General features: G+C 66.8%; 18 protein-coding genes. 8 read left to right on the top strand and 10 right to left on the bottom strand.

Features of this window, described 5'->3' with window-relative positions:
• Positions 1-14: 14 nt before the first annotated feature.
• Positions 15-1403 (top strand): vWA domain-containing protein, encoded by a 1389-nt coding sequence (locus tag NV348_RS05585; protein WP_447146018.1) that lies wholly within the window; start codon positions 15-17, stop codon positions 1401-1403.
• A 12-nt stretch (positions 1404-1415) separates the two neighbouring features.
• Here NV348_RS05585 and NV348_RS05580 read toward each other — a convergent pair whose 3' ends face one another.
• Positions 1416-1871, bottom strand: a complete 456-nt coding sequence (locus NV348_RS05580) for a nitroreductase family deazaflavin-dependent oxidoreductase (RefSeq protein ID WP_447146017.1) — start codon at positions 1869-1871, stop codon at positions 1416-1418.
• Between the two features lie 49 nt (positions 1872-1920).
• Positions 1921-2376: a carboxymuconolactone decarboxylase family protein gene (locus NV348_RS05575; protein ID WP_447146016.1), complete on the bottom strand. Its 456-nt coding sequence runs from the start codon at positions 2374-2376 to the stop codon at positions 1921-1923.
• A 178-nt stretch (positions 2377-2554) separates the two neighbouring features.
• On the opposite strand from NV348_RS05575, the gene NV348_RS05570 reads away from it, so the two are divergent.
• Entirely contained in the window at positions 2555-5062 is a 2508-nt protein-coding gene (locus NV348_RS05570) for a tetratricopeptide repeat protein (protein WP_447146015.1), read from the top strand.
• Here NV348_RS05570 and NV348_RS05565 read toward each other — a convergent pair.
• Positions 5022-5555 (bottom strand): DinB family protein, encoded by a 534-nt coding sequence (locus tag NV348_RS05565; RefSeq protein WP_447146014.1) that lies wholly within the window; start codon positions 5553-5555, stop codon positions 5022-5024. The genes NV348_RS05570 and NV348_RS05565 overlap by 41 nt on opposite strands.
• Positions 5556-5643: 88 nt before the next feature.
• Here NV348_RS05565 and NV348_RS05560 point away from each other — a divergent pair, with 88 nt between their 5' ends.
• Positions 5644-6600 (top strand): helix-turn-helix transcriptional regulator, encoded by a 957-nt coding sequence (locus tag NV348_RS05560; protein ID WP_447146013.1) that lies wholly within the window; start codon positions 5644-5646, stop codon positions 6598-6600.
• Between the two features lie 3 nt (positions 6601-6603).
• Here the strand turns inward: NV348_RS05560 and NV348_RS05555 are convergent, their stop codons facing one another.
• The 5 genes from NV348_RS05555 to NV348_RS05535 form a co-directional block, all read right to left on the bottom strand.
• The gene (locus NV348_RS05555; protein ID WP_447146012.1) at positions 6604-6996 is read right to left on the bottom strand and encodes a hypothetical protein; all 393 of its coding nucleotides are present in this window, start codon (positions 6994-6996) and stop codon (positions 6604-6606) included.
• A gap of 113 nt (positions 6997-7109) precedes the next feature.
• Complete coding sequence (locus NV348_RS05550; protein WP_447146011.1) at positions 7110-7352, bottom strand: hypothetical protein; 243 nt, start codon at positions 7350-7352, stop codon at positions 7110-7112.
• Between the two features lie 76 nt (positions 7353-7428).
• Positions 7429-8436 (bottom strand): hypothetical protein, encoded by a 1008-nt coding sequence (locus NV348_RS05545; protein ID WP_447146010.1) that lies wholly within the window; start codon positions 8434-8436, stop codon positions 7429-7431.
• 312 nt (positions 8437-8748) lie between these two features.
• Positions 8749-10023, bottom strand: a complete 1275-nt coding sequence (locus NV348_RS05540) for a hypothetical protein (protein WP_447146009.1) — start codon at positions 10021-10023, stop codon at positions 8749-8751.
• On the bottom strand, positions 10020-10232 hold the full coding sequence (locus tag NV348_RS05535) for a hypothetical protein (protein ID WP_447146008.1): 213 nt from the start codon (positions 10230-10232) through the stop codon (positions 10020-10022). The genes NV348_RS05540 and NV348_RS05535 overlap by 4 nt, the downstream gene beginning before the upstream one ends.
• A 403-nt stretch (positions 10233-10635) precedes the next feature.
• Between NV348_RS05535 and NV348_RS05530 the strand changes: the two genes are divergently transcribed.
• Positions 10636-12093, top strand: a complete 1458-nt coding sequence (locus NV348_RS05530) for an ATP-binding protein (protein WP_447146007.1) — start codon at positions 10636-10638, stop codon at positions 12091-12093.
• Positions 12090-15095 (top strand): Z1 domain-containing protein, encoded by a 3006-nt coding sequence (locus NV348_RS05525; RefSeq protein WP_447146006.1) that lies wholly within the window; start codon positions 12090-12092, stop codon positions 15093-15095. The genes NV348_RS05530 and NV348_RS05525 overlap by 4 nt, the downstream gene beginning before the upstream one ends.
• A gap of 108 nt (positions 15096-15203) precedes the next feature.
• Here NV348_RS05525 and NV348_RS05520 read toward each other — a convergent pair whose 3' ends face one another.
• Entirely contained in the window at positions 15204-15548 is a 345-nt protein-coding gene (locus NV348_RS05520) for a hypothetical protein (RefSeq protein WP_447146005.1), read from the bottom strand.
• Between the two features lie 711 nt (positions 15549-16259).
• Between NV348_RS05520 and NV348_RS05515 the strand changes: the two genes are divergently transcribed.
• The 3 genes from NV348_RS05515 (at position 16260) to NV348_RS05505 (ending at position 20266) form a co-directional block, all read left to right on the top strand.
• On the top strand, positions 16260-16934 hold the full coding sequence (locus NV348_RS05515; RefSeq protein WP_447146004.1) for a KpnI family restriction enzyme N-terminal domain-containing protein: 675 nt from the start codon (positions 16260-16262) through the stop codon (positions 16932-16934).
• A 105-nt stretch (positions 16935-17039) separates the two neighbouring features.
• On the top strand, positions 17040-18428 hold the full coding sequence (locus NV348_RS05510) for a ParB N-terminal domain-containing protein (protein WP_447146003.1): 1389 nt from the start codon (positions 17040-17042) through the stop codon (positions 18426-18428).
• The gene (locus NV348_RS05505; protein ID WP_447146002.1) at positions 18425-20266 is read left to right on the top strand and encodes a DEAD/DEAH box helicase; all 1842 of its coding nucleotides are present in this window, start codon (positions 18425-18427) and stop codon (positions 20264-20266) included. Before NV348_RS05510 ends, NV348_RS05505 begins: the two co-directional genes overlap by 4 nt.
• Before the next feature lie 16 nt (positions 20267-20282).
• Here NV348_RS05505 and NV348_RS05500 read toward each other — a convergent pair whose 3' ends face one another.
• A complete protein-coding gene (locus NV348_RS05500; protein ID WP_447146001.1) occupies positions 20283-21059 on the bottom strand; it encodes an NgoMIV family type II restriction endonuclease in 777 nt (258 codons plus the stop codon).
• Positions 21060-21093: the final 34 nt, after the last annotated feature.

Below are 21093 nucleotides of genomic sequence, written 5' to 3'. Positions count from 1 at the left end.
GGCGCGGCGTCGTGGTGACCATCGTGCCCGCGCACGGCGGGATCGAAGCACCGATGTCGGATCGCCTGGTCGGCTTCGTCGGGCTGTTGCGCGAACACGGCATCCACGCGGGCCCCAGCGAGACCGTCGACGCCGCGGCGACGATCGTCGCCCTCGGCACCGCGGACGCCCGGGTGCTGCGCTCGGGCCTGGCCGCCTGCCTGCTGCGCCGCAACGGTCAGCGCACGGTGTTCGACCAGCTCTTCGACCTCTACTTCCTCGACGGCACGAGGCCGGTCGCCGCGGCGGGCGAGGACTCCGATCCGCTGCGCGAGCGGGTGATCGCGGCCCTGATCCAGGGCGCCGACACCGCCGAACTCGCCAGGGAGGCGCTCAATACCTTCGGTGCCTACGGCGGTGCGGGGGAGAGCGCGGGGCGGGTCACCTCCGCGTCGGGCGCGGGCTGGTCCTCGTATCTGACGATGAAATCGCTGCGCCCGGACGAGATCTCCGAGCAGGTCGCCCACACTATGGGCGGCACCGGTCAATTCGACGCGGCGGTGCACACGATCGAGGCGCGTCGCCGGGTCGAGCAGTTCCGTGGCGAGGTGCAGGCCGAGGCCCGGCTGCGCTCGGCACAGCTGCGCGGCACCGACTACATCGCGCGCCGCGGCGTCGAATCCGGCGCCGACAGTACGGATTTCCTCGGCGCCCGCGAACAGGACCTGGCCGAGATGCGCCGCCTGGTGCACCCGCTGGCCCGCAAGCTGGCCACCCGCCTGGCGGTGCGCCGCAAGAAGGCCGTGCGCGGGCAGATCGACCTGCGTCGCACCCTGCGCCGGTCGATGGCCACCGGCGGCGTCCCCATCGATCCGGTGCTGCGCGCCCGCCGCCACGGTCGCCCCGATCTCGTTGTGCTGGCCGATGTCTCGGGCTCGGTGACCGGTTTCGCCGAGTTCACCCTGCAACTGGTGCAGGCCCTGCAGGACCAGTTCAGCAAGGTCCGCAGCTTCGGCTTCGTCGACGTCTGCGCCGAGATCACCGACTACTTCACCCCCGGCGAACCGCCACCGGCCGGCTTCGCCCGCGACATCGTCCGCGACGCGGGCGTGACCCGCTTCGGCTCGAGCAACTACGGCGAGGCTTTCCAGGGCTTCGTCGACCACTACCTCGACGCCCTCGGCCCCCGCACCTGCGTCCTGATCCTCGGCGACGCCCGCACCAACCGCACCGACCCGAATCTGGCCGCGCTGCAAGCGATGACCGAACGGGCCAGAGCGGTCTACTGGCTCAATCCGGAGCCGTCGCGTTCGTGGTCGACCGGTGATTCGGCCGCCCACGTCTACACCGACATCGTCACCATGCACGAATGCCGCACGGTGCGGCAGCTGGCCGAGGTGATCGGCCGGCTGCTGCCCGCGTGAGCGTTCGTCCGGTCATCGTGGGCTGAGGCGCACGACCGCGTACTCGTGATCGCTCTTCGCCTGGTACTTGCCGTATCGCGGCTGCGCCGTGGTGATGGACTCCCAGGCCGCGGCCCGTTCCGCGCCGGTGAGCACGCGCGGGGTGACCGGCAGCGGTGACCCGCCGGGCAGCTCGATGGTGGCCTGATCGGGGTGTCCCATCAGGTTGAGGTGCCAGTCGGGGTGGCCGTTCTTCCCGCCCGAGGCCACCAGCAGCCAGGAGCCCTCGCCGTCGGCGAACCAGGAGATCGGCGTCTGCCTCGGCTCGCCGCTGCGGCGGCCGACGGTGTTGAGGATCAGCACGTCCATGCCCATGAAGGTGCCGTTGCCTGCGCGGATCTTGCGGTTCATCCTGGCGTTCATCCGGTGCTGCATCCACCGGGAGAAACCCCCGTGCGAGCTCTTCTTGGGGGACTGGTTGGTGGTCATCTCGAAGGTTCCTTTCGGTGGATCGGGTGTGTGGGGGGAGGGAGGGGGCTCAGCCCCAGGCGCCGGCGATCTGGCGGGTGGTGGCGTTGAGCCGGTTGAACATGTTGGTGACGCCGATCATCAGCACGATCGAGGCGAGCTGGCGCTCGTCGAAGTAGCTGGCGGCCGCGTCCCAGATCTCGTCGGTGACGGCGTTGGGACGGTCGGCCAGGCGGGTCGCCGCCTCGGCCAGCTCGAGCGCGGCGCGCTCCTCGTCGGTGAAGTACGGGGTCTCCCGCCAGGCGACGACGGTGGCGAGGCGATCCTCGCTGACACCGGCTTTGCGAGCGGTCTTGGTGCCGCCGTCGACGCAGGCGCTGCAGCCGTTGATCTGGCTGACCCGCAGGTGCACCAGCTCCAGGATCTCGCCGTCGACGCCGCCGGTCTGCACGGCCCGCAGGACCTGCTGGATGGGGCCCATCGCGTCGGTGAGGACCATGGCCGGGTTCTGCATCCGAGACTGCATGATGTTCTCCTTGTTTCCCGTTGTTCTCCGCTGCTTGCGGTGTGACCCAATAACAGCCCGTCGGGCGCCGGAACACGATGGCTGTGGGACACTGTGGGACAGTGGAAAACGGCCCTGACCTCCCGATTGTCATCGGGAAACTTCCTGATCCGGGCCGGGACAGCGACAGTGGGAAACGGTGGTTGTGCAACAGCAGACGGCAAGGGCCTACCCGCAGGACGAACTCGCGGCGCGTCTGCGCCTGATCCAGGAGCTGTCGGGCCGCGGCGTGCGCGCGCTGGCTCGCGACACCGGTCTGAGTTCGTCGTCGCTGTCGCGCTATCTCAGCGGGCAGACGGTGCCGCCGTGGCCCGCCGTGCTGGAACTGTGCCGCCTGGTCAAACGCGATCCGCGCCCGCTGCGCCCGCTGTGGGAGCGGGCCAACAACCCGCTGCCCGCGCCGCCGAAGACGAGCCGCCAGGTGGCCCCGCCGAGCCTGCCCGCCGACGCCCCACCGCCGCCGCGCAACGACCTGCCCCGCGACGTCCCCGACTTCACGGGCCGCGAACAGGCGCTGTCCGATGTCCTGGCGGCCGTGCGCGCCGACCGCGTGGTCGCCATCGACGGCATGGCCGGCGTCGGCAAGACCTCCCTCGCCGTGCACGCCGCGCACCAGCTGACCGCCGAATACCCCGACGCCCAGCTCTATCTCGACCTGCACGGTTTCACCGACGGCCGCCAGCCGCTGGACCCCGACGCCGCGATCCGCGCCCTGCTGGCCGCGCTACAGGTGCCTTCGGAGAAGGTGCCGCAGGACGGCGGGGTCGAACTGCGGGCGGCGTGCTGGCGGTCGGAACTGGCCCGGCTGCGCGCGGTGGTCGTGCTGGACAATGTCGCCGACGCGGCGCAGGTCGCTCAGCTGCTGCCGGGCGCGGGCGAGTCGGTCGCCATCATCACCAGCCGCAACCGGCTGCTCGAGCTCGACGAGGTGCCGCCGGTGACCCTCGACGTGCTCACCGCCGAGGAGAGCGCCGAGCTGCTGGTCAGGGCCAGCGGTGACGCGCGTGGACCCGACGGCAGGCTCGCGCGGGAACCGGAGCAGGCCGCCGAGGTGCTGCGGCTGTGCGGCAATCTGCCGCTGGCACTGCGGCTGGCCGCGGCCCGGCTGCGGCATCGTCCGGGCTGGTCGGTCGGCATCCTCGTCGAGCGAATGGCCGAGGGCGCCACCGAATTCGACACCGCCTTCGGCATGTCGGTGCGCCAGCTCAACCGCGATCAGCGCCGCCTGTTCCGGCTGCTCGGCCTGATCCCCGGTGCCACCTTCACCGACTATGTCGCCGCCGCGGTCGCCGATGTGCCGCTGCGCACCGCGCGCACCATGCTCGAGGACCTGCTCGACGCGCACCTGGTCCAGCAGCCTGCCGAGGGGCGCTACCGGCTGCACGATCTTGTCCGCCAGCACGCCCGCCACGCCACCTTCGAGCACGACTCCGACGCCGACCGCGAGCGCGCGCTGGGCCGGATCCTCGACTACTACGTGCACACCGCGGCCGCCGCCGACGCCGCGATGCCGTTCCTGTCGCCGACCCGGCCGGTCTCGGCGGGTTCGCCCCCGGCCGAGCTACCGAAGTTCCCCGGCCGCGACGCCGCGTTCTTCTGGTTCGTCACCGAGTACACCAACCTGATGGCGGTCTTCTACGCGGCCGTCGAGATGGGCGCGAACGTCCATGTGTGCGAGCTGCCGCGGTTCATGCGCGCGTTCTTCGCCCGGCGGTGCGGCACCACCCATCTCAACGCGTTGTTCGAGCAATCCCTCACCGCCGCTCAGCATCTCGGCGACCCACGGCAGCTCGCCGAAGCGCACAGCGACCTGGGTTTCGCCCGCTACAACGCGGGCCGGATGACCGAGGCCGCCGCCGCCTACGCCGCCGCGGCACCGTTGATCGCGGCCGCGGGCGACCCGCTGCCGCGCGCCGAGCTGACCATGCGCTGCGCCCAATTGCGCTGGGACGAAGGCGATACCGAGGAACCACTCGAACTGTTCCGCCAGGCCCGCGACCTCTACGCCGGCAGCGGGTGCCCGATGAGCGCCGCCGACGCCATCGCCAGCGAGGCCTGGGCCATGCTGCAACTGGGTCATCGCGAGCAAGCCGCCGAACTGGCGCGCGAGGCCCTCGACATCCCCGCCGACAACCCGTCCTGGCCGCCGTCACTGCAGGCCCAGATCACCCTCGGGGTCGCCATCGCCGCCGACGCGCCGCAGGAGGCGCTCGAGCACCTGAGCAGCGCGCTGGCCCTGGCCCGCGCCGACGGCCACAAGCACAACGAGGCCTGGTGCCTGAACTGCCAGGGTGTCGCGCTGCGCCGGATGGGCCGCTACGACGCAGCTCTCGCCAGTCATCGCGAGGCGTTCGCCCTGCTCGACGACCTGTTCGAGGAGCACTGGAAGATCCACTTCCTCAACGGCTACGCCGAAACCTGCCGCCTCGCCGGACTCCCCGACGAGGCGCTGCGCCTGCACCGCCACACCTTGGAGCTGGCACCGAAACTCGGCTACCGCATCGAGGAGGCACTGGCCCACCAGGGCATCGCCGACGTGCTCGAACCCACCGACCCGGACGCCGCCGCCGATCATCGCGCGGCGGCCCAGGCCATCCAGTCCGAGCTCAGCCCATCGACTTCGCCCCGTCGAGGGATTCCCGAATGATGTCGGCGTGGCCGGAGTGCTGCGCGGTCTCGGTCATGATGTGCAGGAACACCCGGCGCGCGCTCCAGCGTCCGCCGGGCTCGAACCAGGGCGCCTCCGGCAGCGGCTGAGTCACGTTCAGGTCGGGCAGCGTGCGCACCAGCTCGTCGGTGCGCGCGGCCACCTGCTCGTACTCGGCCAGCACGCCGGCGAGAGTCTCGTCCGGCCGCAGCACGAACTTGTCGCTCCACTCCGCGATCTCCGCCTCGCTCATCGAGGAGAAATCCGGGCCGGCCGCCGGCCCGTCGACGATGAACTTCGCCCAGTTGGCCTCCACCGCGGCCACGTGCTTGATCAGCCCGCCCAGGGTCAGTTCGCTGACGGTGGTCCGCATCCGGGCCTGCTCGTCGGTGAGCTCGCGGGTGGTGAAACGCAGGAAGAAGCGGTGCTTGGCCAGCATCTCCAGCAGGTCGGTGCGCTCGGTGTCGAGGAGGGGCGAGGCGGTGGTGGTCATGAGCTGGTTCCCTTCGTTGTCGGTATGAAACCAAGGTAGAACCCATTGCGGTCACTTTCTGTCCGCAATATGCGCGAGAATGAGAAACATGGCCGACACGAGCGCGCGCACCCTCCGTCTGCTGTCGTTGCTGCAGACCCATCGCTACTGGCCGGGCACGGAACTGTCCGAGCGGCTCGGTGTTTCGCCACGCACCCTGCGCCGCGACATCGACCGGCTGCGCGACCTCGGCTATCCGGTGGAGGCCCGCCCCGGCGTCGACGGCGGCTACCAGCTCGCCGCGGGCGCCGCGCTCCCGCCGCTGGTCCTCGACGACGACGAAGCCGTCGCCATCACCGTCTGTCTGCAGGCCGGTTCCCAGGGCGCGGGCGACGGCCTGGCCGAACCGTCCCTACGTGCCCTGGCCAAACTCGTCACCGTCCTGCCCACGCGCCTGCGCCGCCGGGTGGACGCCCTGCGCGCCATGACCGTCTCCTCCGGCTGGAACGCCGTTCCGCTCTCCGACGTCGACCCGGCCGTCCTCACCGACCTGGCGCTGACCTGCCGCGGCGAGGAACGCCTGACCTTCGCCTACACCGCCGCCGACGGCCGCACCAGCACCCGCGAGGTGGAGCCACACCGCCTGGTCTCGCTGGGTCGCCGCTGGTATCTCGTCGCCTACGACCTGACCCGCCACGACTGGCGCAACTTCCGCGTCGACCGCCTCAGCGCCTCCCGCTCCACCGGCGTCCGGTTCCGCCCTCGCGACCTGCCCGCCCCCGACGCCGCCACCTTCGTCCGCGACGGAATAGGTTCCCGCCGAAACGGTTACACCGTCACCGCCGAGATCGAAGCGCCCGCCCTCGACGTCCACGCCCGCGTCGGCCGCTGGTGCGTCGTCACCGCGCTGCCCGCCGATCGCACCCACATCGAGATGACCGTCGACAACCTCGATTGGCCGATCCTGTTGCTGGGCAAGGTGGAAGCCGAATTCCGCGTCCTCGGCCCCCCGGAGCTCACCGATCGGCTGGCGGAATGGGGATCGCGGTTCCGCGCCGCGTCGTAGTCCTCAGATCCGGGCCGCGCAGGGGTGATACTCGGCGGAACCGGGCTCGGTGGAATCGGGCGACACCGTCGCGACCGTCACGAGCGCCGCGTACAGACCGACCCCGGCGAGCGCGAGGCCCGCCACCAGAATCGCCCCTGGCTTCCAGCGCGAGGCGATACGGGTCAGCGACACGATCAGCCCCGCCAGCAGCACCACGGTGCCGAGCAGCAACCCGGCCCCCAGCGAGTTCAGCAGCACCGCCCCGCCGGGGACATCGACCACGGTCGCACACCGCTTCGCGAGCAGCTCACGTTCCCGCTCGCCCAGCAGCTGGTCCGCCACGATCAACGCGCCGACCGCGCCACAGAATGCCGCCACCGCGGCACCGACGAAGACCAACGGCCCGCGTGTCACTCCCAGAACTCCTCGCATCGAGATGATGCGCCCATTCTGGGTATCCGTCACCGCTGCTGGCAATTCCGAGGCTGGCAGGGCCTGCCCCCACCAGGAGGACAGGCCCCGATCGATCAGTCGCAGCTACCGAACGCCCCGTGCGGCAGCAGCTGATGCAGCAACTTCCGCAGCGGGTTGTGCCCGAGGTGCAGCCCGTTGTCGTGGTCGTGCCAGCTGCGGTCGACGAACTCGGCCGCAGCGGGTGCCTGCTCGGCCTGCGCACCGGCCTGACCGGCGACCCCGACGAGCGGGACGGCGAGGAACGCGCCGGTCAGCGCGAGACGGAGCAATCGACGGGAGGGTTGTTTCGAGATCACAGGTGAATCCTTTCGAACCAGATCTTGCAGGCCTACACCCTGCCCCAGATTCCCGCCGCTGTCGTGCCCTGATCTGTCAGGGGCGGTATCCCTCCTGCGGACGATGATCCTGCGGTGGCCCGGCAGGGTGTGGATATCCCTGTGGCGCACTCTGATTCGGTGCCGGGCTATCGGGACGCTGCGCGTCGGGCCGCAGCGGTGCGCTGGTGTAGGGGGCGGGCTGGGCCCCCAAGTACGGCGCAACGAGTGCAGGTTGGGCGCCCGGATGCGGGGTGCCGAGCGCTTGCTGCCCTCCCGCATCAGGCGCGGCGGGAACGGGCCGCATGCCGGGATATGGTGCACCGCCGGCGAACTGCGCCCCCGGAGGCTGGGCATGGAGCGCTTGATGCGGTGCACCCGACCCAGGTCGGCCCGGCACACCGGCCATCGGCGGTATGCCGGGATGCCTGCTCAGCCCCGGCGCCCCCACACCGCCGGGCGGTCGGGCCCCCTTGCACCACCTCCGGGTCGACGGCAGCACCGCGAGCACGAACGTCACCACCGGAAACACCAACAGCAGCACCGACACCATCCACGGCACACTGCGCTCCACCGAGAACAGCCCGTTGAACACCGATTGCCCCAGCACCGCGTCGATGTGACGCCCGATCGGCAGGTCGTACTGGATCAGCTGAACCGCGGTCGAAGCCGCCGTCACCACATACGCGCCCAACGTCCCGACGCTTCCCAGCGCCGCCAACGTCGGGCCCGCCCCACGTCGCCGGAACACCAGAATCGCCCCCACCAACAGCGACACCGCGGACAGCGCGTCGACCAGCAAGGTCGCCCCGGACACCACCGACACCCACCCCGGCGTGATCCCCCACCCGAACAACCCGGTCTCACTCCGCACCATCCTGAACAGCCCGAACACCACCCCCACGGCCCCGGCGATTCCCCCGAGCAGCGCGAGCACCGCCACCACCATGGCCGTCCCGCCACTGGCCGGCCGCTGATCGGCAACCCTGTACATCCGCTCCTCCTTGCTGTTTCCAGTCGACCCCACCCTCTCCCGGATCCGCCCCGCTGTCTTGTCCACCGACACGCATCCAGCCCACGAGTGAGCCCGCCGCACCTACCCACTTACCCGGACTGGCGGTCGAATACACGAAGCCGGTAGCCACGATGGTGCGGCGGCGCACTCGCTCTGTTTCGCGTGCCCTGCGTGAGCGAAGTCAGTCGAATGCGACCACATCCGGAAGCGTGAGGGCGTCCTTTGCACGGCCGAAGTCGTAGCGTGGCATGGAGACGGATGCTGGTGAGCTTCCGCACGCCCAGCAGGCGTTCGAACCGGCTCCCCGGGTATCCGCACCGACTGCGCCGTCATGAATTCTCCAGCAGCGAGGCACCTCCATCGTCAGCCGTTGCGGTACCGCTGCATCCGCCGTCGCCGGAAGAACAGCTGATCCACCGCGACCGGATCCACCGCGGCCGTGATGTCGGCCAGCCGGGTGTCGTAGTGATGTTCGTGAATGCATCGGTGCAGGTGCGCCCGCCGTTCCGGCACCAGATCCGACCACACCGCGCCGAACCGACCTTGTGCCTCCGGCCCCGACACCGCGACCAGATCGAGAAGCGCGGGCCAGGAACTGGTCTCGGTGGCGTGCGCCGGCAATTCCGCGACCGTCGCGTCCGACAACGCCGCCAGCGCGTACCCGACCACACCCCGGATGGTGTCGTCCATCCGCGACATCAACGTGAACAGCCCCCGCCAGCTCCCCGCATCACTGCGATCGTCGAGCGGCGCGACCAACCCGACCCCCACCCCCGCATCACCGAACACCGGATTCCCCACCAGCGTCCACAATCCGAGCGGCGTGAGATGCCCGGTCACCGTGAGGAACTCGGGCACCGCCCCCACCTCGATCGCGTTGCGCACCAGATTGGCGATCTCCCGCTGCGACGCACTGCCGAACATCACGTCGCCCACCCTGCTGATCACCTCCGGCGAACACCGTGAGAACACCGACAGCGCGGCGTGTTGCAGCGCAGGCCGCCCCGCCATCACCACCTGCGCCATCCGCGGAATCCGCCGATGCGGCCCATCGAGCAACTGCCGGATCACCGCGCTCAGGATCTCGGAATCATAGGAGTAGGCCGCCGAATGGATCAGCCCCGCGTCATCCTGCACGTCGGCCTCGACAGCCGCGATCAACTCCGGTGTGGCACACGACAGGAACGGCCCCGCCGTCACATAGTCACACCGCCGCAGCAGCTCGTTGACGATCGCGACCACCGGCCCCGGCGGCGCCACATCGCCCAGCTGCGCGATGGCCCGCGGATCCAGGTAGGGCGCACAGTCCGCCGCATACCCCGGATCGAGCATCATCAACGTCTCCGCGGCCTTGGCCGGATGCTCCACCCCCACCGACCCCGCCGCCCGCCCGGTCGTCATCGGCGGAACCAGCCGCTGCACCAACGGAATCGAGATCGACAGCGGAATGAACGGCACCAGCGCACTGATCCGCCGAAACGTCTCGGTGTGCTGATCGAACAGCACTCCCGCGATCTGCTGCTGCAACTCGTGCAACCGATCGGCCCCCAGATACCGCAGATGCTGCACCCGCTGAGGATGAACATGCAGCGTGCGAGCCAGCAGAATCAACTGCGCCCGCGTAGTCAGATCCGTCATCTGCCGCCGAACATGATCTTCTTCGTCACCGCGCGAAACGGCCGAGGCAACGCCCCCAACATCGAGTCGATCGACTTGTCCAACGCCTTCGCCTCGAACGTCACCGCCGCCCGCATCAACTCGAACAAATCCCTGGCCTCATCAGCAGGCAAACTCTGTAGCGCGGGTAGCGTCGCGGGCACGCCACCCTCACGGTCACTTCGACTCATCATGTGACTCCTGGGTAACGCGAACTCACCCCCGAGGATGCCGCCTCCACCCGGCCCTGACCACAACTTCGCGAATATCTGTGCACAACAACGAAAACAACGGCACGAATACATGTGAACCGACGTCCCGCCGACGATGTTTCATGGCATGCCTCCCTTGATATCCCGCGATCTCCGATCCTGGCGGATTCGCGGAAGGTCCTGCGCATGGCGTCTTCGCACGAGGTCACCTATTGGGATACTGATGAGTAGGCGGCCGCGCCACCGGGCCGACGTCGGTCGCACCGCGTAGATTTCTCCTGTCGAAGAGGTTTACAGCGCGTCCGGGGTGGTTATGAAAGCGGATTGGCAGTTCGAGGTCCCCACGGCAGGCAGCCGGTACCTGCCGCCCGACGCTCGCTACATGGAAGCCTTGACCAGCCAGGGCTATGGTTTCGAGGCCGCCGTTGCCGATCTCGTCGACAACTCGATCGACGCCGGTGCCCACGACGTCGTCGTCCACTTCCTACGCGACGGCGACGACCTGCTCAGCCTGCTGATCATCGATGAGGGCCGCGGCATGTCCGAGGAGGAACTCGATGTCGCTATGACCGTGGGTGGACGCCGCGACTACGCGGACGACGCGCTGGGCATGTTCGGCACCGGCCTGAAATCGGCGTCGCTGAGCCAGGCCTCGTCGCTGACCGTGGTCAGCCGCACCCGCAAATCCCGCCCCGCAGGCCGGCGCTGGGCCATGGAACGCGCCCGCGCAAATTTCCAGTGCGACATCGTGGAGCCCGGTTACGCGCAATCCCTGATCGATCGCTACCACGGTTGCCCGATCACCTGGCAGGGCACCGTGATCCGCTGGGACGGCGTCAAGGATTTCCCGCGCAATGTCGGCTCGGCGCAGACCGGCCGGTACCTCGACCGCACCATCGCCCGCGTCGGCTTACACCTCGGTGTTCAGCTACACCGCTTCCTTGCTCGCGAGGATTTCAATATCACCATCGCGGTCGAGGACGTCCGCACCGGCGACATCTATGCCAACTTCGGTGTGGTGGCGCTGAATCCGTTCGGCTACCCCGTCTCCGGTCACCCCGAGTACCCGCGCGTGTTCGCCGCTGAGCTGGCCGGTCTGGGCCGGGTCGAGCTCACAGCCCACGTGTGGCCTGCGAAGTCCTCGCTCAGCGAATACAAAGCGTTCGGAAGTGTGCTCGACCGCCAGGGCTTCTATTTCTACCGCAACGAACGAATTGTGCAGGCCGGTGGCTGGAACAACTTCCGCCAGCCCGAACAGCATTTAGCCCTGGCCCGTGTCGATGTGAACCTGCCTGCCGATGGAGGGGACACCTTCCGCCTCACCGTGAAGAAGGAAGGCGTCGAAGTCTCCCCGGAATTCACGACGGCGCTGGACAAGGCTGTCGACGGCGAAGGCCGCACCTTTGCCGACTACCTGACCGACGCCCAGCACATCTATCGGGAGGCCCGCCGCCGGGCCGGAGCCGTCCGAAAGCCGGTGATCCCCGCGGGTCGGGGTTTCGCCGCGCCACTCCGCGAAACCTTGGACGAGGAACTGCCTGCTCTGCCCGGCGAGGACGCGATCGCCATCGAGTGGCGAAAGCTCTCCGACGATGTCTTCTTCGATGTCGACCGCGAAACTCGCACTATCGCGTTGAACCGCCGCTACCGCTCCGCCCTCAACGGCGGACGTCGTGGCACTGCCGACGACGCCCCGATGGTGAAGGCGCTCATGTACTTCCTGCTGCAAGAGGTGTTCGGCAAGGAGTTCAACGGACCGCGGACCAGGGACAATCTTCAGCTCTGGCAGTCGGTGCTGCTGGCCGCGGCCCGCGCCGAGTTCGATCAGGCAGACGCATGAGTGCCGACGTCGCCGCCGCCCGGCTGCGGCTGCATCAGGCGGTGCTGGGCGAGATGGCCGGTACCCGCCCGCGGAACCTTGTGTCCTCCATGCGCTATCAGTGCGAGGACATGATCGACGCGATCGCGTTCGCCACGGAGGAGGACTTCCGCGACGCCCTGCTCTACGTCGTCGACAACATGGCGCTCGTGGAGATGTGGCGAACCAGGCTGTACCAATGGGACTTCGAATCGGCGCCGACGTGGTCGGATGCCGAACCCCGCACCCCTGAACGGCGTGCCCATATCTGCCTGCGCCTCGGCGTCGACCTGGCCACCGCGAAGTTACTCGAGGCCAACGCCCCTATCCCCGCGCTGCCCCAGCCGGTGATCATCGGTCAGCGCTTCGAGCCCTGGTATCACACCCGAGCGTCCCAGTTCTCCCGTCACGGCAGGGAGGGGTACTGGAACAACTACCGGCTGCTCCTGGCCGAAAAGCACTGGTCCGCCGAGGCCGTCGCGGATCTGGACGCGGCCACCGACGCTGTCGTCGAACGGCTGGCCGACCCTGTCGCTCCGACCGCCTACCAGTCCAAGGGTCTGGTCGTCGGCTATGTCCAGTCGGGCAAGACCGCCAACTTCACCGGTGTCGTCGCCAAGGCGATGGACGCGGGCTACCGCCTGGTCATCGTGCTGTCCGGCACCCTGAACCTGCTGCGCGCGCAAACCCAACGCCGCCTCGACATGGAACTCGTCGGCCGCGAGAACATCCTCCGTGGCGCCGCCGACCACGAATCCGACTACCGCGACGACCCCGCCTGGATCGAGCGCCGATTCCTCGAACTCGGCGAACTCCCCTCCCTGCAGGGATGGTTCGACATCCACCGCCTCACCACTCGCGACAATGACTACCGCAGCCTCCAGCAGGGCATCTACGCGCTCGAATTCGAGAAGCGCGAGCCCGCGTTGCCGCTGTACGACCCGGTCAATCTGTATCGCGCCGCCGCCCGCCTGATGGTCGTCAAGAAGAACAAGAGCGTCCTGACCAAGCTCGTCAAAGATCTCAACAAGATCAGGACCCCGCTGTCGGAGATCCCCGTCCTCATCATCGACGACGAATCCGACGAGGCGTCGGTCAACACCACCCGCGCCAAACCCGACACCGAGCGCACCGCCATCAACCAGTCGATCTCCGACCTGCTGACCATGCTCCCGCGTGCCCAGTACCTCGGCTACACCGCCACCCCGTACGCCAACGTTTTCATCGACCCCTCCGATTCGGCCGACATCTTTCCCAAGGACTTCCTGCTCTCGCTGGAACGCCCGATCGGCTACATGGGTGCCACCGACTTCCACGACATCGATTCCGCGATCCCGGAACCGGAACGTACCTACGCGAATTCGAACGAGAAGGCGCACGTTCGCGACGTGGTCGTGGCCGACGAGGACGACACCGACGCTTTGGTCCAAGCGGTCGACATGTTCGTCCTGGCCGCCGCGATGAAGATCTATCGCGAGGAGCGCGGCCTGGGCGAGGGCTACTTCACCCACCACACCATGCTCATCCACGAATCCAGCTTCGTCGCCGATCACCGCGACCTGCTGGCGCGCGTCACCGACGTCTGGTGGAACGCGGACTACTCCGGGCCCACCGGCCACGCCCGCCTCCGTGAACTCTTCGACACAGATGTCGCTCTGGTCAGCGCTGTCCGCGCTGAAGGCCACCCCGTCCCACCGACCTTCGACGACCTGCGCTCCTACATCGCGCCGGCGGCGATTCGCATCGGCGGCGACCAACAACCGATCATCGTGGTCAACGGCGACACCGCCGTCGAGACCGGCGAAGCCGATTTCGACAAACGCCCGATCTGGAAGATCCTCATCGGCGGCCAGAAGCTCTCCCGCGGCTTCACCGTCGAGGGCCTCACCGTGTCCTACTTCCGCCGCCGCGCGGGCAACATGTCCGCGCTCATGCAAATGGGCCGCTGGTTCGGCTTCCGCCGCGGCTACCGCGACCTCGTGCGCCTCTATATCGGCCGCGAGGAATCCGGCCCCGGCAGAAAGACTTTCGACATCTACCAGATGTTCGAGGCCATCTGCCAGGACGAGGACGCCTTCCGCCAGGAACTCCGGCAATACGCCACCACGATCGACGGCGAACCACAGGTCACCCCCGCCCAGGTCCCACCCCTGGTCTCCCAGCACCTACCCCTGCTCCCACCCACCAGCAAGAACAAGATGTACAACGCGCGCCTGGTGGAGGTGCGTTCGCCGGGCCGCTGGCGCGAACCCACCGCTTACCCGACGACGGCCGCCGACTTGCGGCACAACGTGTGCGCCTGGGCAACCCTGCTCCGCGAACTGTCCGCCGCCCCGACCTCCTTCTCCTACCACTTCCCCGATGGCGCAAGCAGTCACGAGGTCGGCGCCCACCACACCCTGCTCCCGGCCGACCGCGTCCTGGATGTCCTCGAATCCCTGCGCTGGCGCGCCGAACGCCAATTCGCCCCCGACCTGGAATACCTGCGCGCCATCACCACCGACGGCGACGTCCGGGACTGGGCCCTGCTCTGCCCTTACCCCACCCGCACCCCCGGCCAGCTTCCCCTGGCCGACCGCCTCCTCCCACGCTGGGACCGCGCCCGTCGCCGCGACCCCCTCTTCGGCACGATCAGCTACCACTGGCACCGCACTATCGCCCGCCGCATCGCGGGGGCCCTGGGACATTCGGGCGACCCCGCAACCGAGTCCCTGACCGCACCCCAGCGCGGCGCGATCCTCGTTCACCCGGTCGTGGAACCTGCCCACCTCGCCGACATCGGACCGGACGGCACCATCGACCCCGGAAAACTGGTCATGACCTTCGGTCTCATCGCCCCGTCCACTGCGATGGGACGAGACTCCCGGGTGGTGCGATTCGAGACCAAGGACATGTCGACTGAGAGCGCGATCGTAGAGGTGGAGGGGACGGCGATCAGCGGAGACGGTGCCCGGCGATCGGGTCCTGAGCACTCCCGGGCATAACCGTGCTATTGGTCACATCACTCCAAATGACCCAACATCGGACACGCGGACTGCGTGCCTGCAATGAGTGGATCCGAGTTCCCCCTAGGTTCTCTGCCAGATTTGGTGTCATGAAGCAGGAAGGGCGTCGCTCGGACGATCTCCCAGCACCCTGGCCAGGAGGGCGCGGGCATCGTTATGCAGGCCGCGCCTCATCAGGAGATGCAGTATCTGCAGCACGTCACGATCCACTCGGAGTCCGGCATAGTTGATGATGGCGTCAGCAGCATCCGAAAGGCCATGTTCACGGCAGGCGATCACGGCGCTGGCCGTCTCGTGCGGGTCGGCATCTGTCGCGACGTGGTGAATCATGCGGCTGGAGTTCTCCAGCTGGCCGGCGCGGATGTAGCCCGCAAGATCGGTTGCCGGCACCCACGACGATACTTGGCCGCTCGTCCACGCAATGTCGGCCATTGGGTCGGAGCTGATGTGCCGGTCCCCCTGGTCTGGGGGACCGGCACATCAGCTCCGACCGCGCTGCTTGCCGCCCCGGCGACTGGGGCTGAGGGTTTGGCCGGCTCCGCAGGAGCTGGTGCCCCGCACTGGGGGCATGCAACCGCGGCCCTCTGTCCAGCGGTGCTTGTCGGTTTGCCGGTCTTGCCAGCGAAATCCCGTCGAAGATCGCAAAGATCCTCCCAGCCGATGACCTCCGGACCTCCATCGATCGCCGACGCGACCTTGTAGATCTGCTCCAGAGTGAACTCGTGTGGGCCGTACTGGTGCTGGCCAGTCAGCAGCCGGGTCACTGAGTCCGGGCTGACCTTGGCTGCCTTGGCAAGACCGCGTTGAGACATGCGTGTGCAGCACATCAGCTTGCGGACTTCGAAATAGAAGCGGCACCGGCCCGATGACCAGGTCTTCTCGAACTTGTACTTCGAACACTCGATCAATTCAGCAGTCCCCCATGGCATACGGCGCACGATCGAACCCATTGTGCCTGGCAGCACCCCGTAGAGAAATGGTTCAGCTGTGCTGATTTCTTGCCGCTCAGCCTGGTCTGGAAGTCGGTACAGCGGATGACTTTCCACGGGCCGGGATTTGCTGTTCATTGGATATGGCCAACCGGCGGACGCTCGGTCCTGGCGAATGATCTCTGATGCATCGATACGAGAGGAATCAGTCCTGATGGATATGCCCGCCTGGAATGACCCGAAGCTCGGAACTATGAAGGCCTGCGCGCTGTGGCTGGTGCGCGAGGTCGGCGTCGGTGCGGTCTTCACGAAGGGGCAGCTCAGAGAAGCATTTCCGGGCAAGTCCCAGGTCGACCGGCGGATGCGGGACCTCCGTGACTTCGGCTGGCGGATCGACACCAACCGCGAGGACGCGTCGCTGGGTCCACATGAGCAGCGGTTCGTCGAACAGGGCGTCGCGGTGTGGGAACCGGGCAAGGCAACGCGACCGGCTGGTGCAACGATCACGGCGGCCGAACGCTACGAGGTGATGGTGAGGGACGGCCGCAAGTGCCGATCATGTGGTATCGGTCCGGGTGAGACCTATGCCGGCACTTACGTCTCGTCGCAGCTCGACGTTGCCCGGCGCGCGGTGAAGCTGGCCAATGGTGAAACGGCGGTGCAGATGCTCCTCGAGTGCAGCCGATGCCGGATCGGCGGCCGCGAGTCGGTTGCCGACCTCAGCGATGTACTGGACAGGATCGATAAGCTGCCGGTCTATGAAAAGCAGATGCTGAGCCAGTGGATCGAGCGCGATGCGCGTAGTTTCAGCGAGGCCGAGGACTTGTGGGCGTTGTACAGGACGTTCCCGGCGGAGTCGAGGGACGAAGTCCGGGATCGCTTGAAGTAGGAGCAGCGGCGGTCCGACCCCAAGTCCACACAGATTTGATCGAGAGAGACCACAGAAATGTTCACAGACTTTGGTGTCCCCCCTACAGCGGAAGCTGTTCGTACGATGGTTGCGCAGCGGCTCAGGGACCTGGACGACAACGGCGGTGTCGCCGAGACTCTGACGCTGGAGTGGCGCGATACCCCGCTGCACGTCCAGGTTATCGACATGCCGATCAATGCGTTGTACTACAACCCCGGTACGCACCGAATTCGGGCTCAGCGCAGTTTGGATCAGGTGCGTGACGCAGCGCTCTCAGATGACCCGTGGAGCCAGGAGAGCCAGGGCTACCTGAGATATCTGCTCACCTGTCGGCCTGCGGACACGACGCAGCGTGACCCTGAGTTCGAGAAGCTGGCGGAGCACCTCGAACAGTTCGGTCAGATCGAACCCGGTCTGATCACTCGCGAAGGCGTCCTGGTCAATGGGAACACTCGCTGCGCTGCGCTGCGAGAGGGATCCAAAGCCACCAGCATGCGTGTCGGGGTGCTGCCTACGGCATCGTGCACATGGGACGACATCAATGCCGTGGAAGTCTCCCTGCAGTTGCGGCGGGACGAACGACGTAACTACTCATATATCAATCGTCTTCTCGCACTGGAAGAACAGCGAGATCAGCTTCGTCGCCCGATATCGGTCATCGCGAAGACCTTTCACACGACGGCAGCCGTTGTTGAGCGGGATTTCTGGGTATTGGCTGAACTGCGGAATTGCATTGAGCGCAGCCGCACCGCTGGGCAGGAGGCGATGCGGCTTGTGGACTTCGAGCAGTCCCAGGAGAAACTGGCTGAGCTCTATCGTGCGTATCAGGATGAGCACAGGAAGAACAAAGAACGAGCGGAGCTGCTGAAAGAGGCCCGCCTCGCCGCGATAGTGTTGGAGTACGCTAAGACCGATGTTCGGTTCGTCGGTACCGATTTCCAAGAGCGATTCCTCGACAAGGGCTTGATCAACGAATTCGGACGAACGGAGCCAGGTGCTGGCGCGGCCGTCGCGATTCCTGGTCTTGACCGCAGCGTAAGGGCGCCGGGGGCCGATGTTGCTGTTGCACGGGCACTTACCGACAAGCTCCTGCAGGCAAAAGCCGTCGCAGCTGCCGGCGACGCCGCGGGGGAGCCTGCCAAAACTGCTGCGGATAGACTGATTACGTCATACCGGAAGGCTTTTGACGAGGCTATCACCGTCGCAGGTCGCGAGGCGCTGCTCCGCAAGAAGCGTCTCGCTGCACCCGATCGGGTTGTGGCGGCCTGTAAAGACCTAGAGCAGGCTATCAATGATGTTGTTCTGGCGAGGGGCAGCTCGAGTCTGGATGAGGGTGCATTCGACGATGCTCTGATTCAGATGCATACCGTGCTGGGGCAGCTCGCGATCGAGGCACAGCGATCGGTCAAGATTCCTGGTAGCGGCCTCGACTGGCTCGCCACCGCGGTGGCGAGCAGGCCTCGGCTGTCATGACCAACGTTCAGAACCATCCTTCGCTTCGCCTGCGGTTCGGTATGACCCGGATGCGCGTGGAACTGCTCACGACACCTGACTTCCAGAGTGAATTTCAGCAGCTGGCAGCCCGTCTCAGTACTTCCGGCGCGAGAGGTCCCCTATCCGCGGAAGTCGATCTCGATGACTTTCTCGTCAACCTGGGCGAGCTGGGTAGCTGGACCCATCCTGATGTGGAGTGGGCCGACGACCTGAGAGTTCTCGTCACCGGGGTTCTCGACGACACCGAAGCTGTCGAGCGAAACCTCGATGGGGCAACCGAGGACTCGGCGGACGTCGTTCATCCGGAATCAGTCGCCGACTTGCTCGGCATTGACTGGACCGGTGAGCTCACATCGTTCCAGCATCGAGACATCGCCAGGCTTATGTCGCTGCGGCACGGAGCGAACTTCAGTGTTCCTGGCGCAGGCAAAACCCGCGTAGCACTGGCTGTCTACGCTGCGGCACGTGCTCGCGGCGAGGCGGAGCGGCTGCTCGTCGTCGGTCCGAAATCGGCATACGAGTCCTGGGAGTACGAGAGCTCGTACTGCTTTACAGAACCACTGCGCAGTGCCGTGATCGGTCGCTCTACCGATCCACTCGCAGAACTCTGCATCGTGAATTACGAACGCCTCGATCGTTCGCTGGACGCTCTGGCAGCCTGGCTCCGGGCGAAGCCCTCGATGATCGTGCTGGACGAGGCACACCGGATCAAACTGGGTGCGCGGGGCACTTACGGCTCGGCGGCTCTTGCCCTCGGCCCGTTGGCGAATCGTCGCCTGATTCTGACCGGAACGCCGGCACCGAACGGTGCCCGTGACTTGGAGAGCTTGCTTTCATTCGTGTGGCCGGGCCACGGCAAACGTGCGGTGATCGAGGCTGTCGGCGGTGGTGATCTCGCGCGGGCCAGTGCGGTGCTCCGTCCGCTGTTCACCCGCACGACAAAGGATGAACTCGGGCTGCCTCCGTTCGAGCCGCGGATCAGGTATGTGGACATGCCTCCGGTTCATGCGGAGGTCTACGAAGCGCTCAAAGGGAATTACACCGCACGTGCCGAGAGTTCGCGTGGAAGTATTGAGGCACTCGGGCGGGCGATGTTGCGAATGCTGATGGCCGCGACGAGTCCGGCCCTGCTTCTCGAAGGCGCGAGCCGGTACGAGCCACTGGAGTACCAGCTCCCGCCACTGCAGCCTTCTCCGGGCGATTCGCTCTTCGATCTGTTCCAGAATCTCCCCAGCATCGAGTTGTCACCCAAGTACCAGGAAGCCGTCAAGATCGTCGCCGACAACGCGCAGGTCGGCCGGAAGACCCTGGTATGGACGACTTTTGTCCGTAGCTTGACCACGCTTGAAAAGCTTCTCGAGAACTTCGGCCCTGCCACGGTCTACGGCGGCACACCGGACCGGGACGAACAGTTGCGGCGATTCCGGGAGGACCCCGACTGCCACGTTCTCATATCCAACCCGGCAACACTCGGCGAAGGCGTCAGCCTCCACCACGTCTGCCACGACGCGGTCTATGTAGACAGGGACTTCATGGCCGGTCGATTCCTGCAGAGCCTGGACCGCATCCACCGTCTCGGGCTTGCACCGGATACGGAGACACGAGTGACTGTCCTGGCCACTCGCGGCACTGTCGACGAAGTGGTGCGCCTCCGCTTGGACGCGAAGCTGAGGTTCATGGCGGCGATTCTCGATGATCCAGATGTTCAGCAACTGGCCGACCTGGAAGAAGAGCCTGCCGCAGGTGCCGGAATGGACGCTGCCGATGTCCGTGCACTGCTGCGGCATTTCGATGACGCGGTGGCTCCGGCCGAATAGCTGTTTCCCTGGCGGACTACCAGGTCGCGAGCGACGCAGCTAGTTGCGTGTAATCCAGCAGACGTCCCTGTTCTGTGACCTCTGTCCACGCATCTTGCTGTTCGCTGGTTCCCACCGCCGCCACGGCATGTTTCATGGCGGGATATGCCAGGTGGTAGGTCGCGTCGACTTCGCCGGTGCCGCGGGCGATCGATGCCAACCGCGTCGGCAGCGGTTCTGCTGTGATGGTCACCAGGTGAGGCAAGCGTCCGCGCCGATGCCGGATCATATTGCCGTTTTCGTGACGGATGTTCTGGACCCGGTCGGATCGGATGGTCCATTTGCAGGCAAGCGCAGCATGCAACCAGGGATGCTCTGTCGCTGTCGGGGTGCCGAGGATGCCTACGAGGACATCCGGCTTTATCAGGTAATCGGTCCCAAGGGTGACGCGAAGGTTCGGATCATTCGCAATCGCACGGTCCATCGCGGCCAGATGCTGGTATTGCGCATAGTTGACGATGCTCCGCCCTTTGCGGACTTCCCATTTGCGTCGCGGATCCAGCCGCGGAAGCTCAGTGGCGAGGTCGGCCGCAACCTGTGTCTCGAGCAGTGCACCCGGGTAGTCGGGTGGCTCGACTGGATCGGATGCACCGCCGTTCGGATTCGGGGCGGCCAGATACTCGAGCACAGCCGCCGACAGGCGGAGACTCGACACGTTGTCGGTATCGGCGGTATTAGGTACCCAGTGCCAGCCGAGCTTGTTCTTGCGGCTGCGCTTCCACCCCAGCAGATCAGTTCCGAATGTCATCCCCATGCCTGCCAACTTAGCGCTGCCGGTGGGTTGCCGT

This window comes from Nocardia fodinahabitans (genome assembly GCF_052983615.1).
The sequence above is the reverse complement of the archived record's forward strand: the minus strand, read 5'-3'. Positions and strand labels throughout refer to the sequence as shown.

Excerpts from the sequence above, each read along its gene's own strand:
- NV348_RS05580 (WP_447146017.1), bottom strand. The coding sequence starts at position 1,871 with ATGACCACCAACCAGTCCCCCAAGAAGAGCTCGCACGGGGGTTTCTCC.
- NV348_RS05575 (WP_447146016.1), bottom strand. The coding sequence starts at position 2,376 with ATGCAGTCTCGGATGCAGAACCCGGCCATGGTCCTCACCGACGCGATG.
- NV348_RS05565 (WP_447146014.1), bottom strand. The coding sequence starts at position 5,555 with ATGACCACCACCGCCTCGCCCCTCCTCGACACCGAGCGCACCGACCTG.
- NV348_RS05560 (WP_447146013.1), top strand. The coding sequence starts at position 5,644 with ATGGCCGACACGAGCGCGCGCACCCTCCGTCTGCTGTCGTTGCTGCAG.
- NV348_RS05540 (WP_447146009.1), bottom strand. The coding sequence starts at position 10,023 with ATGACGGATCTGACTACGCGGGCGCAGTTGATTCTGCTGGCTCGCACG.
- NV348_RS05535 (WP_447146008.1), bottom strand. The coding sequence starts at position 10,232 with ATGAGTCGAAGTGACCGTGAGGGTGGCGTGCCCGCGACGCTACCCGCG.
- NV348_RS05530 (WP_447146007.1), top strand. The coding sequence starts at position 10,636 with ATGGAAGCCTTGACCAGCCAGGGCTATGGTTTCGAGGCCGCCGTTGCC.
- NV348_RS05525 (WP_447146006.1), top strand. The coding sequence starts at position 12,090 with ATGAGTGCCGACGTCGCCGCCGCCCGGCTGCGGCTGCATCAGGCGGTG.
- NV348_RS05520 (WP_447146005.1), bottom strand. The coding sequence starts at position 15,548 with ATGGCCGACATTGCGTGGACGAGCGGCCAAGTATCGTCGTGGGTGCCG.
- NV348_RS05515 (WP_447146004.1), top strand. The coding sequence starts at position 16,260 with ATGGATATGCCCGCCTGGAATGACCCGAAGCTCGGAACTATGAAGGCC.
- NV348_RS05510 (WP_447146003.1), top strand. The coding sequence starts at position 17,040 with ATGGTTGCGCAGCGGCTCAGGGACCTGGACGACAACGGCGGTGTCGCC.
- NV348_RS05505 (WP_447146002.1), top strand. The coding sequence starts at position 18,425 with ATGACCAACGTTCAGAACCATCCTTCGCTTCGCCTGCGGTTCGGTATG.
- NV348_RS05500 (WP_447146001.1), bottom strand. The coding sequence starts at position 21,059 with ATGGGGATGACATTCGGAACTGATCTGCTGGGGTGGAAGCGCAGCCGC.